The following is a 14,243-nucleotide window of genomic DNA, read 5'->3' on the forward strand; positions in this document are numbered from 1 at the left end:
CAGCCGGCGCAGCGCGGCGTCGCGCTCGGCCGGCGGGAGGTCGCCCAGGCGGCGCGCCTCGGCGTAGAACCGGGTCCAGTCGCCGCCCGACCTGGCCAGCAGCGCCGTGAAGGCGGGCACCCATTGCTGGTAGGTGGCCACGGCGGCCAGGTGGGCGTTGGTCAGCGGCTGGTCGAACCAGCGGTCGTAGCCGCTGTAGTTGCCCCACGCGGCGCGCTTCTGCGCGTAGTCTTCGCGCAGTTCGGAGAAGATCCGTGCCTTGCCCTGGCGCTTGGCCTCCTCGTCCAGCGGGGCGCGGTACAGCGCCACGAGCTTGTCGCGCGTGTGCAGCAGCATGGCGCGGAAGTCGCGGCGGCGGCTGTCGTAGATCTGGTAGCTGGCGCGGGCGTCCGCCGAGGCGGCCTGCGCCAGCCATTGCTCCACCCCGGCCGTCTCCACGGCGGTGGCGAACGACTCGTTGAACGCGGTGTCGTTGCGCACGTAGACCACCTGATGGGCCAGTTCGTGGAAGATCAGCCGGGCCAGTTCGCCCTCGGGCTGGTAGACGAAGGTGTTGAGTAGCGGATCGTCGAAATAACCGAGCGTCGAATAGGCCGGGATGCCGGCCACGTAGGTCTCGAAGCCCTCCCGGCGCAGATCCTTCGCGTAGTGCTCGGCGTCCTGGGGATCGTAATAACCGCGATACGAGATGCAGCCGACGATCGGGAAGCACCACTTGCGCAGCTCCATCGACAATTCCGGCGTGGCGAACACGCTCCACACCACATAGGGCCGATGCAGGTTGGCGTAGCGGCGATAACTGCCGTTGTCCGGCAGCTTCAGCTCGCGCGAGGCGTAGTCGCGCATCTGCCGTGCCAGCGTGAGCCGCTGGGCCAGCCGGGTGTCGTTGGCGTTGCGGGCGGCGTCGATGGCGTCGTCGAGCGACTCGGCGCGGGCCATCACGCCCAGATGGCCGCCGACCGACTGATAGTAATAGCCGAGCGTGTCGCAGCCGGCCGCCAGCGCCGCGACGGCCAGCACCACCAGGGTGCCCGCCACGCGCCAGCGGGCCGGCCAGCGCGTCATGACGCCACGGCCTCCTCGGCCGGCGCGGGCGCCACCTCGACCAGGCAGTCGTAGAACACCGGCGCGCGGCCCAGGTCGGTCAGGCGCTGGCTGGTCAGTTCGTTGGCGTTCTTGCCATCGGAGGCCAGCTTCTTCCACCAGATCGACAAACCCACCACCAGGCCCTGCCGTGCGCGGTCCGTCACGCGGGCACGGGCGAGCATGCTGCCGCGGTCGTTGAAGGCGCGGACCATGGTGCCGTGGACGATGCCGCGCGCGGCGGCGTCCAGCGGATGGATGTCCAGGTGGGGCTCCCCCTCCGTGGCGCGCAGGCTGTCCACGTTCACGAACGAGCTATTGAGGAAATTGCGAGCCGGCGGCGAGATCATCGCCAGCGGATAGCGGGCGGCCAGCTCGGGCGCCGAAGCCGGCGCCTCGTAAGGCGGGACATAGGCCGGCACCGGATCGAGGCCGTCGCGGGCCATCGCCTCGGAGTAAAACTCGCATTTGCCCGATGCCGTGGGGAAGCCGCCCTCGGCGAACGGCGCGGCCGGCAGGTTCAGCTTCTGCCAGCCCTGCTCGCGCAGCGAATCCCAGCTGATGCCCTCGGCCCGCTTGTCCTGGCGCAGGATGGCCTGCGCGGCGATGGCCTCGTCGCTGTCGGCAAAACACGGCTCGGTAAAGCCCATGCGCGCGGCCAGCCGACGGAAGATCTCGGTGTTCGGCAGCGCCTGGCCCATCGGCGCCACGGCCTGGTTGTTGGCCAGGAAGTAGGTGTGGCCATAGGCCTTGTGGACGTCCACATGCTCGAGCTGGGTCGTGGCCGGCAGCACGATATCGGCGTAGTCCGCCGTATCGGTGCGGAAGTGCTCGAGCACCACGGTAAACAGATCCTCACGCGCGAAGCCGGCCGCCACCTTGGCCGACTCCGGCGCCACGGCCACCGGGTTGCTGTTGTAAACCACCACGGCTTCGATCTTCGGGCCCTGGTCGCCGGTACCGTCGTCGAGCAGCGCATCGCCGATCGTGCTCATGTTCACGGTGCGCGGCACCTGCGGCCAGTTCGGCAGCAGGTCCGGCCGCTGGAGCGCGGCGTTGTCGATCGGGAAGAAACCCGAGGTCGACAGCTGCAAGCCGCCCGCCGGGTGGCGCCAGGCGCCGACCAGCGACGGCAGGCTCGCCACCGCGCGCACGGCCTGGCCGCCGCCGTGGGCGCGCTGCATGCCGTAGTTCAGGCGGATGGCCACCGGCTGGCGCTCACGCACCGCCAGCTGGCCGTAGAGGCCGGCGATCCATTCGATGTCATCCACCGGCACGCCGCAGATCTCGGCGGCGCGGGCCGGCGGGAATTCCATCGCCCGCTCGCGCAGCGCGGCGAAGCCGATCGTGTGCCGTTCGATGTAGTCGTGGTCGAGCAGGTCGTCGCGGATCAGCACGTGCATGATCGCCAGCGCCAGCGCGCCGTCGGTGCCGGGCATCGGCGCGATGTGGCGATGGCACTTCTCGGCCGTCAGCGAGCGGTACGGGTCGATGGCGACCAGCGTCGCGCCGCGGCGCTTGGCTTCCTGGGCGCGGGTCCAGAAATGGAGGTTCGAGGCGATCGGGTTGCCGCCCCAGATGATGACCAGCTTGGCATCGGCCACATATTCCATGTCCATGCCCACGCTGGCGCCATAGGTATAGCGCAGCGCCGTGGCGCCCGCGCTGGCACAGATCGTCCGGTCCAGCAGCGAGGCCCCGAGCTTGTGGAAGAAGCGCGCGGCCATGCTTTCGCCCTGCACCAGCCCCATGGTGCCGGCGTAGCTGTAGGGGATGATGGCCTGTGGGTCGCGCGCGGCGATGGCGCCGAGGCGGCGGGCCACCTCGTCGAGCGCCTCGTCCCAGGAAATCGGCGCGAACTTGCCCTCCCCCTTCTTGCCGACGCGGCGCAGCGGCGTCAGCAGCCGGTCAGGGTGATAGGTGCGTTCCGTATAGCGGGACACCTTGGTGCACAGCACGCCCTGGGTGGCCGGGTGGTCGGGGTCACCGGCCACCTTGATGGCGCGGCCGTCCTCGACGGTGACGAGCAGCGCACAGGTGTCGGGGCAATCGTGGGGGCAGGCGGCGCGGACGATACGGGTGGCCATGGTGGTGTCGGACGTGGGGCGGCGGGTGGCCTGGGGGCGGATGGATTCTGGCGGCGGAACGGGCCTGGCGGCCGTCATGTCTGCGGGCATGACTGTGGCGCAAGCGCCTCGCCGGAAAGTCCCGAACCGGGAGAAATTGTTTGGCTCCGATTGTATTCGATTATGATGTTCCGGCGCTGCCGGGCAAACCCGCCCGACCGTCCGGCCACCGTGCCGGGACCCCCTCACAGGCAACAGACCGGGCGGGGGCCGCGGGGTACAGAAGCACAAGAACACTTTGGATTTTTTGACGGGGATTCACATGGTTTTGCATTCTGGGGTCACGCGCCGGCGCTTTGCCGGCCTGCTGGCGGCATGCGCCGTCGTTGCATCCGGCGCGGCAAGCGCGGCCAACACCACGGCCGCCGAGACCGGCGTCACGGCCGACACCATCCTGCTCGGCCAGTCCGCCGCGCTGACCGGCTCCACGGCGGTGCTCGGCAAGCAGATGAACTCGGGCGCGCGGCTGTATTTCGACTACATCAACCAGCAAGGCGGCGTGTTCGGCCGCAAGATCGAACTCAAGGCGCTGGACGATGCCTACGAGCCGGACGATGCCATCAAGAACACCAAAAAGCTGATCGAGGAAGACCGCGTCTTCGCGCTGTTCGGCTACGTGGGCACGCCGACCAGCCAGGCCGCCGTGCCGCTGGCCAACCAGGCGCGCGTGCCGTTCTTCGCCCCGTTCACGGGTGCGCAGTCGCTGCGCGACCCGCGCAGCCGCTACGTCTTCCACGTGCGCGCCGGCTACGACGAGGAAACCGCCGCCATCGTGCGCCAGATCCGCACCACGGGCCTGAAGCGCGTGGCCGTGGTCTACAACGACGACGCCTACGGCAAGGCCGGCATCGCCGGGGTGGAGCAGGCGATCAAGTCGCTCCCGGCCGACAGCGGCGTGAAACTGGTCGCCCAGGAGTCGGTGATCCGCAACACGGTGGAGATCGGCGACGCGATGCAGGGCGCCATGAAGGCCAGCCCGGACGCCATCGTACTGATCAGCGCCTACCGCACCGTGGGCGCGTTCGTGAAGGAAGCGCTGCGGCGCGGCTACAGCGGCCAGTTCTACAACGTGTCCTTCGTCGGCACCCAGGCGCTGGCCAAGGAAGTGGGCCCGCAGGGCAGCGGCGTGATCATCTCGCAGGTGATGCCGCACCCCGGCAACGCCACGCTGCCGGTGGTGCGCGAGTACCTGCGCCTGCTGCAGGCGTCCGGCAAGCAGAACGAGTTCGACTACGCCAGTATCGAGGGCTTCATCGCCGCCAAGGCGTTCGTGGAAGGGCTGCGCCGCACCGGGCGCGATGTCACGCGCGAGAAGTTCATCACCGCCGTGGAAAGCATGCGCAATGTGGATCTGGGCGGCTTCATCGTCCAGTACTCGCCCGACAACCACGTGGGATCGAAATTCGTCGAAATGACGATCATCAATTCGCGCGGCGTGGTGATTCGCTAGTTTTCCTCCCCTCTCCCGCAGGCGGGAGAGGGGAGACTCCCATTTCAAGCCATATCGTTCAGATGGCACGCCGAGAAGCGTAGCGGCGCAATCTCCTTCAGCATCGGCTGTTCCTCCCGGCAACGCGGCATCGCGTGCGGGCAGCGCGGGTGGAAGTGGCAGCCCAACGGCGGGTTCAGCGGCGACGGGATCTCGCCCCGGATCGCCACATAGGTCTTCTTGCCCACCTCCAGCTTGGGCGCCTCGGCCAGCAGCGCCTGCGTGTACGGGTGGTTCGGCGCCGCGAACACGTCTTCGGTGGGGGCCGACTCCACCACCCTCCCCAGATACATGATGACCACGCGGTCGCTGATGTGCTTGACCACGCCCAGGTCATGGCTGATGAACAGGTAGGTCAGGTTCAGCTCTTCCCGCAGGCGCATGAACAGGTTCAGGACCTGGGCCTGGATCGAGACATCGAGCGCCGCCACCGATTCGTCGCAGACCAGGAATTCCGGCTTGACCGCCAGCGCCCGGGCGATGCCGATGCGCGCCCGCTGCCCGCCCGAGAACTGATGCGGAAAGCGGCGCAGCACGGTGGGGTCCATGCCCACGCGCACGAGCATGTCTTCCACGTAGGTCTTCTGGGCGCCCTTCTCGACCATGCCGTGCACCACGGGGGCCTCGCCGACAATATCGAGCACGCGCAGCCGGGGGTTCAGGGACGCATACGGGTCCTGGAAAATCATCTGGATGGCGAGCTGCTTCTCGCGGCGCTTGTCCGGCGGCAGGCGGTCCAGATCCACGCCGCGCCAGAATCGCTCCCCCTCGGTCAGCGAATGGAGCCCCACCGCCATGCGGCCCAGCGTGGACTTGCCGCAGCCGGACTCGCCCACCAGCCCGACCACCTCGCCCGCGCGGATCGCCAGGTCCACGCGATCCACCGCATGCACCACCTCCACGCGCTGCTTTGCGCCGAAGAGATTGGCGATCTTGGCCGCCACGTCGAGCGTCTTGACGAAGCGCTTGGACACCGCGCGCAGCTCCAGCAGCGGCGCGGGGGGCGTGGCGGGCTCAGCCTGCGTGGCGTTGGCAGCACTCGCCGGGGTATCGATCACGGACTGGCTCATGCGGCCTCCTGCTGGGCAAGTACCGGGTGGAAGCAGCGCAGCTCCCGGCCGTCTGGCGAGGTGCCGAGCGGCGGTTCGGTCTTGCAGATGTCGGTCGCGTAGGGGCAGCGCTCGCGGAACGAGCATCCGGCCGGCAGGTTCAGCAACGACGGCGTCATGCCCGGAATCTGCCGCAGCGGCGTGCCGCGCGGGTTGCGTGACGGCGCCGAACCGATCAGCCCGTGCGTGTACGGGTGCTCGGGATGCTCCAGCACCTGGCGCACATCGCCCGATTCCACGATCTTGCCGGCGTACATCACGCAGACCTTGTCCGCGAGACCGGCCACCACGGACAGGTCGTGCGTGATCCAGATCAGCGCGGTGCCCGATTCGCGGCACAGCGTCTGCATCTCATAGAGGATCTGGCCCTGGATGGTCACGTCCAGCGCCGTGGTCGGCTCGTCGGCAATGATCAGGTCCGGCTTGTTGAGCAGCGCGATGGCAATGGCCACGCGCTGGCGCATGCCGCCCGAGAACTGGTGCGGGTAGGCGGTCAGGCGCTCGTCCGGCGAGGGAATGCCGACGCGGGCCAGCGCATTGCGCGCCCGCTCGCGGGCGACCGGCTTGCTGACGTTGTCGTGCGCGCGCACGGCCTCGATCATCTGCGTGTCAATGCGCAGGACCGGGTTCAGCGTCATCATCGGGTCCTGGAAAATCATCGCGATGCGGTTGCCGCGCACGTCGCGCTGCTGGGCGGGGGTGAGCGCGCGGAGGTCGCGCGTCACACCGTCGCGGCTGGTCAGCGCGATCCGGCCGTCGACCACTTTGCCGGGCGCATCGATCAGGCCCATGATCGAGTAGCCGGTCATCGACTTGCCCGAGCCGGACTCCCCGACCAGGCCCATGATCTCGCCGCGGTTGACCGAGAACGACACGTCGTCCACGGCCTTGGCCACGCCGGCGCGCGTGAAGAACTGCGTTTTCAGGTGTTCGACCACCAGGGTGGGTTGGCTCATGCGCGCTCCTGGGGGGTCATTGCGTTTGCAGGCGCGGGTTCAGCACGTCGCGCAACTGGTCAGCCACGAGGTTCATCGACACGATGGTCACCACCAGCGCGATGCCCGGGAAGAAGCTGATCCAGTACTTGCCGGACAGCATGTATTGCTGGCCGTTCGAGATCAGCGAGCCCAGCGACGGCTCCGTGACCGGCACGCCAAGCCCGAGGAAGGACAGCGTGGCCTCCAGCGTGATGGCCGACGCCACCTGCAGCGCGGCGATCACGATCAGCGGCGGCAGGCAGTTCGGCAGCAGGTGGCGGAACATGATGCGCCCCGGCGGCAGGCCCAGGCAGGTGGCGGCCTCGATGTACTCCTTGCGCCGCTCCACCAGCGCCGCGCTGCGGGTGGTGCGCGCGTAGTAGGCCCATTGCACCGCCACCAGCGCGATGACGATGTTGCCGAGGCCCGGCCGCAGGAAGGCCAGCAGGATCAGCGCCAGCAGGATCGGCGGAAACGACAGCTGGAGATCGGCCACGCGCATGATTAACGCCTCGGTGCGGCCGCCGAGGAAGCCGGCCAGCAAGCCGAGCGTGGCGCCCAGCAGCAGCGCGATCACCGTGCTGAGCACGCCCACGCCGATGCTGATGCGCAGGCCGTACATTACGGCGGAGAGGATGTCGCGCCCCTGCTCGTCCGAACCCAGCAGGAACGTCATGCCGCTGCCGGCCTGCTCGCCCGGGGCCATGCGCGCGTCGAGCACGTCCAGCGTGGCCAGGTCGTACGGGTTCTGGGGCGCCAGCCATGGCGCGAAGATCGCAATCAGGATGATGAGGCCGAGCGTCACCAGCCCCACCACGGCCAGCTTGCTCTCCAGGAACTGCCGGGCGAAGCGGCGGAACGGCGTCTGCTCCCTCGCCGGCACGGCCGGGCTGGCCGTTTCCTTGGTTTGGGTCGGTACAGTGCTCGCGCTCATGGCTCAGCCCTTGTTGTCAGCAATGCGCACGCGCGGATCGAGCATGCTGTAGACGATGTCCACCACGAGGTTGATCAGGATGAACAGCGTCACAATCACCATCAGGTAGGCCACGATCACCGGGCGGTCCAGCAGCTGGATCGAGTCGATGATGAGCTTGCCCATGCCGGGCCAGGCGAAAATCGACTCGGTCACGATGGCGAACGCGATGATCGAGCCGAACTGGAGCGCAATCACGGTCACGATCGGGATCAGAATATTCTTAAGGACGTGCACCCCGACGATGCGGGAGTTGGACAAGCCCTTGGCCCGCGCGAACTTCACGTAGTCCTGCAGCATGGCCTCCTGCGTGCCGGCGCGCGTAAGCCGGATCACCATGGCGATGTTCAGCAGCGACAGCGTGACCGCCGGCAGGATCAGGTGGCGGATGCCATCCACGGTCAGGAAGCTGAGCGGAATACCCAGCACCCGCACGGTCTCGCCCCGGCCATTCGACGGCAGCCAGCCCAACTGCACCGCGAACACCATGATCAGCATCAGGCCGACCCAGAACGTGGGTAGCGAGAAGCCCAGGATCGATATCGTCATGATCGACTTTCCAGCCACGCCGGTGGGCCGGAGCCCGGCCCAGAGACCTAGCGGAATGCCGAGAACGATGGCCAGCAGGATGGCCGTAATGGCCAGTTCCATGGTCGCCGGCATGCGTTCGAAGATCAGCTTCAGCGCCGGCGTGCCATGCGCGAACGACGTGCCGAGGTTGCCGTGCAAGGCGTTCTGCAGAAAGATCCAGTACTGTTCCCAGAGCGGCTTGTCGAGCCCGAGCGCGGCGATGGTGCGCTTGATGTCCTCCTGGTCCGCCTGCGGACTGATGAGGATATCGACCGGGTTGCCGATCGCAAAAACGCCAAGAAAGACGAGCAGCGACATGACGAGGAGCACAACCACGCTCTGCATCAGGCGCCGGATGATGAAGACCAGCATGTTGGAGACACTATCCTTTCGCCGGCAACGGTCCCCAGGTCAGGGACCGTTGCGCGACGGCATCCGCTGCTAGCTTAGTGCAGCCGATTGACCCCAGCCGACTTATTGCGGCTTGAAGTTGTGCGCATAAGTGCGCTCGTCGGTACGCGGCACGTAGGTGATGCCCTTCTGCGTGGCCCACGTGGTCACTTGCTGGTGGATCGGGATGATGCCGCCGTCGTTGATGGCAATGGCGGTAGCCTCCTGCAGCAGCTTGGACCGCTCGGTGTCATCCACCGTGGCCAACGCCTTCTCCAGGATGACGTCCATTTTCGGATTGCAGTACTCGCCCCAGTTGGTCGTGCCGAAGCCCTTCTTCGAGTCCTCGCAGGCAAGCAGCGCACGCAGCGGCGAGCTGACTTCACCGGTCTGGGCGCCCCAGCCCAGCAGGCCGAACGACCACTCGTGCTTGATGCCCTTCGACGAATAAGTGGCCATCGGCATGCCTTCCACCTTGGTGGCAATGCCAATCCGCGTCAGGTTCTGGGCGATGGTCTGGGCAATCTTCTCATCGTTGACGTAACGGTTGTTCGGCGTGTGCAGCGTGACGCCAAAGCCGTTCGGGTAGCCCGCCTCCGCGAGCAGCTTCTTGGCGCCCTCGGGATCGTATTTCACCGTCTTCAGGGCCGGGTTGTAGCCAAACAGCGTCGGCGGCACAAGGTTGTTGGTCGGCTCGGACAGCCCTTCCATCAGCCGGTCCTTGATGCCCTGCCGGTTGATGGCCATGCTGATGGCGTTCCGCACGCGCGCATCCTTGAGCGGATTCTTATCCATCGGCTGGCCGTCCTTGGTGGTGACATACGGCGACTTGTCGCGCTTGGCATCGAAATACAGGTAGATCACGCGGTGCGAGATCTTGCTGAAGAACGACAGCTTCGGGTCCTGGCGCACCTTGGGCAGGTCCGGGGTGGGCACGTTCTCGATGGCCTGGACGTCCCCGGACAGCAGCGCGGCGAGGCGCGTGGCCGGGTTCGGGATGAAGCGCAGCGTGACCTTGTCCCAGGCCGGCTTCGGCCCCCAGTAGTCCGGGTTCTTGACCAGTTCGACCCGGTCGTCGCGGGCGTAGCTCACGAACTTGAACGGGCCGGTGCCGACCATGCCCTTGCCCTGCGCGAAGTCGTCGGACGTCAGGCCCTGCGTGGCCTTCTTCTGCACCATGAAGATCGACGTCAGGTCGTTCAGCATCAACGGATACGGCTGGTTGGTGGTCAGCTGGATCGTGTACTTGTCGATCACCTTCTTGTTGATGATCGCCTTGGTATAGACGTCGAACTTGCCCGGGCTGTTCAGGATCGTGGCGGGGCGGTCGAGCGACCAGACCACGTCCTCGGTGGTCAGTTCGGTGCCGTCGTGCCACTTCACGCCCTTGCGGATCTTGAATTCCCACGTGAGGTTGTTCACGAGCTTCCAGGACTCGGCCAGGCCCGGAATGATGCGGCTGTCCGGGTCGAGCTTCACCAGCGAGTCGAACACGTGTTCGGACACGTTGATGTTCGAGAACAGGTTATAGAAATGCGGATCCATCGAGGTCGGCGGCGAACTCATGGCGATCTTCAGGTCGGCCGCCTGGGCGGGCGCGGCCAGGCCAAGGCCGAGGGCGCCCGCCAGCAGCACGGCGGCGGCGGCGTTGCCGACCGTCTTGCCCATGGCGATCTTGACCTTGTTGACAGTGCGAAGGGACATCGCGCGTTTCTCCCTGTGGGAAGTCTGAAATGACAATAAGGAGCAGTCGTCGCCGGCGCAATAAGAAATCGCCGCATTTTGGTGCGGTCCATTCTGCATCGCGGACCCGGGCGCGACCGGCCAGGCACTTCAAGCATGAACTGTTCCAGCAGTGGAACGCCTGCGCCATGCGGGGAAACCCACCCGGCGGGGGGTGCGGGGTGACAGGAGATGCCGTGCTGCACTGCGCCAAGTCGGGGCGCCAAGTAGCGCCGAGGGGCGTCTTTGGCGCTTTGCGGGCGGACAGGTATGATCGGGGTATCCCACTGCCCGGTACGGCACCATGAAGCTCATCCCAGAAATCCTCCAGGCGCAAGCCGAAATCCGCACCCTCCGCCGCGACATCCACGCCCATCCCGAACTCTGCTTCGAAGAACAGCGCACCGCCAATCTGGTCGCAAAAAGCTTGGAATCGTGGGGCATCGAGGTCCATCGCGGGCTTGGCACGACGGGGCTCGTCGGCGTGATCCGCAACGGCAGCAGCGGCCGCTCGATCGGCCTGCGCGCCGACATGGACGCGCTGCCGCTGCAGGAAGCCAATACCTTCGGCCATCGCTCGCAACACGACGGCAAGATGCACGCCTGCGGCCATGACGGCCACACGGCGATGCTGCTGGGCGCGGCGCGTTACCTGGCCGAGCACCGCAATTTCGACGGCACCGTGAACCTGATCTTCCAGCCGGCCGAGGAAGGCGGCGGCGGCGCGCGCGAGATGATCAAGGATGGCCTGTTCAAGCGTTTTCCGTGCGACGCCGTGTTTGGCATGCACAACTGGCCGGGCATGCCGGTGGGCTCGTTCGGCACCACGGCCGGCCCGCTGATGGCATCGAGCAATGAATTCCGCATCGTCGTGAAGGGCAAGGGCGCGCACGCAGCCATGCCGCACAACGGTTTCGACCCGGTCTTCGCGGGCACGCAGATCGTCTCGGCCCTGCAGGGCATCATCACGCGCAACAAGCGGCCGATCGACACCGCGGTGATCTCGGTGACCCAGTTCCACGCCGGAGACGCCACCAACATCGTGCCGGACCAGGCATGGATCGGCGGCACGGTGCGGACTTTCACGGTGCCGGTGCTCGACCTGATCGAGCGGCGCATGGAAGAGGTGTCGCGCGCGGTGGCGTCTGCGTTCGACTGCACCATCGAGTTCGAATTCCGCCGCAACTACCCGCCGACGATCAACAGCGCCGCCGAGGCGGAGTTCGCGGTTGGCGTGGCCAGCGAGGTGGTGGGCGCGGATCATGTGGACGGCAACATCGAGCCGACCATGGGCGCCGAGGACTTCTCGTTCATGCTCCAGGAAAAGCCCGGCTGCTACCTGTTCATCGGCAATGGCGAGGGCAAGCACCGCGAGGCCGGCCATGGCATGGGACCGTGCATGCTGCACAACCCCAGCTACGACTTCAACGACGAATTGCTGCCTGTGGGCTCGACGTTCTTCGTGAAACTCGTGGAGAAATGGCTCGCGGCCGCCTGAGGCTAGCAACTTTTCAGAATCCGCTCATAGGAAAGACCGGCGATGCCGCATACGCTGTTGGACGACAACACGGCGGAAGGCTTCGCCCGGGTGGCGCTGGATAACATCGTCCGTCCCTATCCGTACAAGCTAGACCACCTGATGACACGCGCCGGCGATCTTGCCGAGCCGGCGGTGGCGCATCCGGTCTTCTATGGCAGCTACGACTGGCATTCGTCGGTGCACATGCATTGGCTGCTGGTGCGACTGCTGGCGACGCGCCCGGGCCTGCCGATCGCGCCGCAAATCCGGCAGACGCTCGACGCGCAACTGCGGCCCGAGGCGTTGGCGACGGAACTGGCTTACTTCGAACGTCCAGGTTCGCGGACGTTCGAGCGCCCATATGGCTGGGCGTGGGTGCTAAGGCTCCAGTCGGAACTGACGCTGCTGGGCGCCGGCGACCCACAGGCGGCGCGATGGGCCGCGGCTTGCGCGCCGCTGGCCGATCACCTTGCGCTGCGCCTCATCGATACCATCGAAATCGCCGATTTCCCGGTACGGACCGGCACCCATTTCAACAGCGCGTTCGCACTGGTGATGGCGTTGCATTTTGCGCGAAGCACGCAGCATCTGGCGCTGCGCAAGGCGATCGTCCGACGCGCACATCGCTGGTTCGGACACGACCAGCGGTATCCCGCCCGCTACGAACCGGGCGGCGACGAGTTCCTGTCGGGTGGATTGATCGAAGCGGTTCTGATGCAGCAGGTGACCGACGACGACTGCTCGTTCGGCGACTGGTGGGAGATATTCTCGCCGGGGCAGGCCGAGCTGGCGACCTGGCTGACGCCGGTGACGGTGGCGGATCGCACGGACCCGAAGATGTCGCACCTGGACGGCCTGAACCTGTCTCGTGCATGGTGTTGGCGGCTGCTGGGCCCCGCCCTGCCCCCGACGCTCCAGCCGCTGGCGGTGCGGGCGTGGTCCGATCACCTGGAAGCGTCGCTTCCGCAGGCGGTGGGCGGCCACTATGTTGCCACCCATTGGCTGGCGACGTTCGCCCTGCTCGCGCTCGAGGACACGGCGCCAAGCCAGGCCGCCGCATGTTCACTCGACCCGAACTAGTCCCGGGTCAATCGAGGACAATATCACCGTACCAGGACTCGGCGCGGCTCTTGGTATTGTCCGTATCAGTCATCAGCCCTACGGCGATAACCTTGCCAGGATCGGTCCCAAACGCCTTGCGGTAGTCGGCGCGCAGATCCCGCTCATGGCAACGCCAGCTGTTGGCATGGCGCGTGCCGGAATCGACCACGATCATGCGGACGCGATCGGTATGGGGGTTGTTCAACACGGCGCCCGCGGGACGCCGACCGCCCCAGATGTACATCAGCGTGGCATACGGCATCTCGCGGCCGGTGGTGATGCGGGCCATCTCGTACATAAGCTGGTCCCGCAGTGGCAGTTTGGCCATGTCGCCATCGAAGGCGACGAAGATGCGCAGCGGCGCGTCTTCGCGCTGGCCCATCGCGTTGTCGGCGCTACGGATGACGTCACGGGTCTTCCACATCCAGCGAAGCATGCCAGGGTCGCGCTGTGTCAGTGGCACGTAGAGTCCCGATGCGGAGCTTTCGGCCTGGGCATGCAGCACCAGGCGTTGATCCATTTCGGTCAGCGTATAGCGCGTGGGAGTCTTGTTGCGGTTGATGGTCCAGGGCTGCCAGCCCGCAGGAAGATTCGCGAGCGACGCGGATGCTGAGAATGGGGGAAGCTCAGGTAGTGCCACAGGCGCGGCAGTACTGCTTTCGCCCTCACCTTCGGGGTCGCCGCCGGCCTCAGCATCGGCATTCCGCTGCGTGGCCAGTACGGTCGCGATATTCGCCGCCTCCAGTGCATCGACGTGAACAGCAGACTTCATGCCGGCTTTCACCGCGAACGTCTTGCAATCCACTTCGGCCACTGGGACCATTTTCGTCGGATCGATGGGAGGATTCCCCCCGCTCGATGCACATCCCGCCAACAACAACACGCTTGCCATGCTGGCAAGCGCGGGCCATAACTTCGTGGCCGCCATGTAACCCCCCAAAACCCAATTTCTCGTCGCTGCATCGCGCCTAGACCCGGCGCTTGTAGGGAACATATCAGATCGAAATCCGCGCAGGAATACTCCGGTACCCTGAAAACAACAGCGATACAACGCGGAAATGACGAGGACTTCGCGGCGGCAACATCAATCTGGCGCCGCAAAAGCAAAACCCCCAGCCTTTTGGGGCTGGGGGTTTTGGGTATAAGAGCCTGGCGATGACCTACTTTCACACGGGTAGTCCGCA

11 protein-coding genes are annotated in these 14,243 nt (G+C 66.3%); 3 read left to right on the forward strand and 8 right to left on the reverse strand.

The features are described 5' to 3' along the window. Both KHO18_RS26475 and KHO18_RS26480 read right to left on the reverse strand, forming a co-directional pair. Window positions 1–1,065, reverse strand: a 1,065-nt coding sequence (locus KHO18_RS26475) for an aminopeptidase (RefSeq protein WP_211944178.1), incomplete at its 3' end; no start/stop codon positions are given. Next, a complete protein-coding gene (locus tag KHO18_RS26480) occupies window positions 1,062–3,170 on the reverse strand; it encodes a molybdopterin-containing oxidoreductase family protein (RefSeq protein WP_144201223.1) in 2,109 nt (702 codons plus the stop codon). The genes KHO18_RS26480 and KHO18_RS26475, both read right to left, overlap by 4 nt. 301 nt (window positions 3,171–3,471) lie before the next feature. Between KHO18_RS26480 and KHO18_RS26485 the strand changes: the two genes are divergently transcribed. After that, a complete protein-coding gene (locus KHO18_RS26485; protein ID WP_144201221.1) occupies window positions 3,472–4,659 on the forward strand; it encodes an ABC transporter substrate-binding protein in 1,188 nt (395 codons plus the stop codon). A 44-nt stretch (window positions 4,660–4,703) separates the two neighbouring features. Here KHO18_RS26485 and KHO18_RS26490 read toward each other — a convergent pair whose 3' ends face one another. From KHO18_RS26490 to KHO18_RS26510, 5 genes are all read right to left on the reverse strand, one after another. After that, window positions 4,704–5,768, reverse strand: a complete 1,065-nt coding sequence (locus KHO18_RS26490; RefSeq protein ID WP_144201219.1) for an ABC transporter ATP-binding protein — start codon at window positions 5,766–5,768, stop codon at window positions 4,704–4,706. Then, window positions 5,765–6,763, reverse strand: a complete 999-nt coding sequence (locus KHO18_RS26495; protein WP_144201217.1) for an ABC transporter ATP-binding protein — start codon at window positions 6,761–6,763, stop codon at window positions 5,765–5,767. Before KHO18_RS26495 ends, KHO18_RS26490 begins: the two co-directional genes overlap by 4 nt. Before the next feature lie 16 nt (window positions 6,764–6,779). Further along, a complete protein-coding gene (locus KHO18_RS26500; protein WP_144201215.1) occupies window positions 6,780–7,718 on the reverse strand; it encodes an ABC transporter permease in 939 nt (312 codons plus the stop codon). Between the two features lie 3 nt (window positions 7,719–7,721). Continuing rightward, window positions 7,722–8,699: an ABC transporter permease gene (locus tag KHO18_RS26505; protein ID WP_144201213.1), complete on the reverse strand. Its 978-nt coding sequence runs from the start codon at window positions 8,697–8,699 to the stop codon at window positions 7,722–7,724. A 102-nt stretch (window positions 8,700–8,801) separates the two neighbouring features. Further along, window positions 8,802–10,421 carry an ABC transporter substrate-binding protein gene (locus KHO18_RS26510; RefSeq protein ID WP_377731957.1) on the reverse strand — a complete coding sequence of 540 codons (1,620 nt, stop codon included), beginning with the start codon at window positions 10,419–10,421 and terminating at the stop codon, window positions 8,802–8,804. A 322-nt stretch (window positions 10,422–10,743) separates the two neighbouring features. On the opposite strand from KHO18_RS26510, the gene KHO18_RS26515 reads away from it, so the two are divergent. After that, entirely contained in the window at window positions 10,744–11,937 is a 1,194-nt protein-coding gene (locus KHO18_RS26515) for a M20 aminoacylase family protein (protein WP_144201211.1), read from the forward strand. A gap of 42 nt (window positions 11,938–11,979) precedes the next feature. Then, window positions 11,980–13,038 carry a DUF2891 domain-containing protein gene (locus tag KHO18_RS26520; RefSeq protein WP_211944179.1) on the forward strand — a complete coding sequence of 353 codons (1,059 nt, stop codon included), beginning with the start codon at window positions 11,980–11,982 and terminating at the stop codon, window positions 13,036–13,038. Between the two features lie 7 nt (window positions 13,039–13,045). Here the strand turns inward: KHO18_RS26520 and KHO18_RS26525 are convergent, their stop codons facing one another. Beyond that, on the reverse strand, window positions 13,046–13,951 hold the full coding sequence (locus KHO18_RS26525) for a DUF3047 domain-containing protein (protein WP_377731954.1): 906 nt from the start codon (window positions 13,949–13,951) through the stop codon (window positions 13,046–13,048). Window positions 13,952–14,243 lie beyond the last annotated feature (292 nt).

The sequence above is a fragment of the Cupriavidus campinensis genome, from assembly GCF_905397395.1.
Taxonomy (GTDB): Bacteria; Pseudomonadota; Gammaproteobacteria; order Burkholderiales; family Burkholderiaceae; genus Cupriavidus; species Cupriavidus campinensis.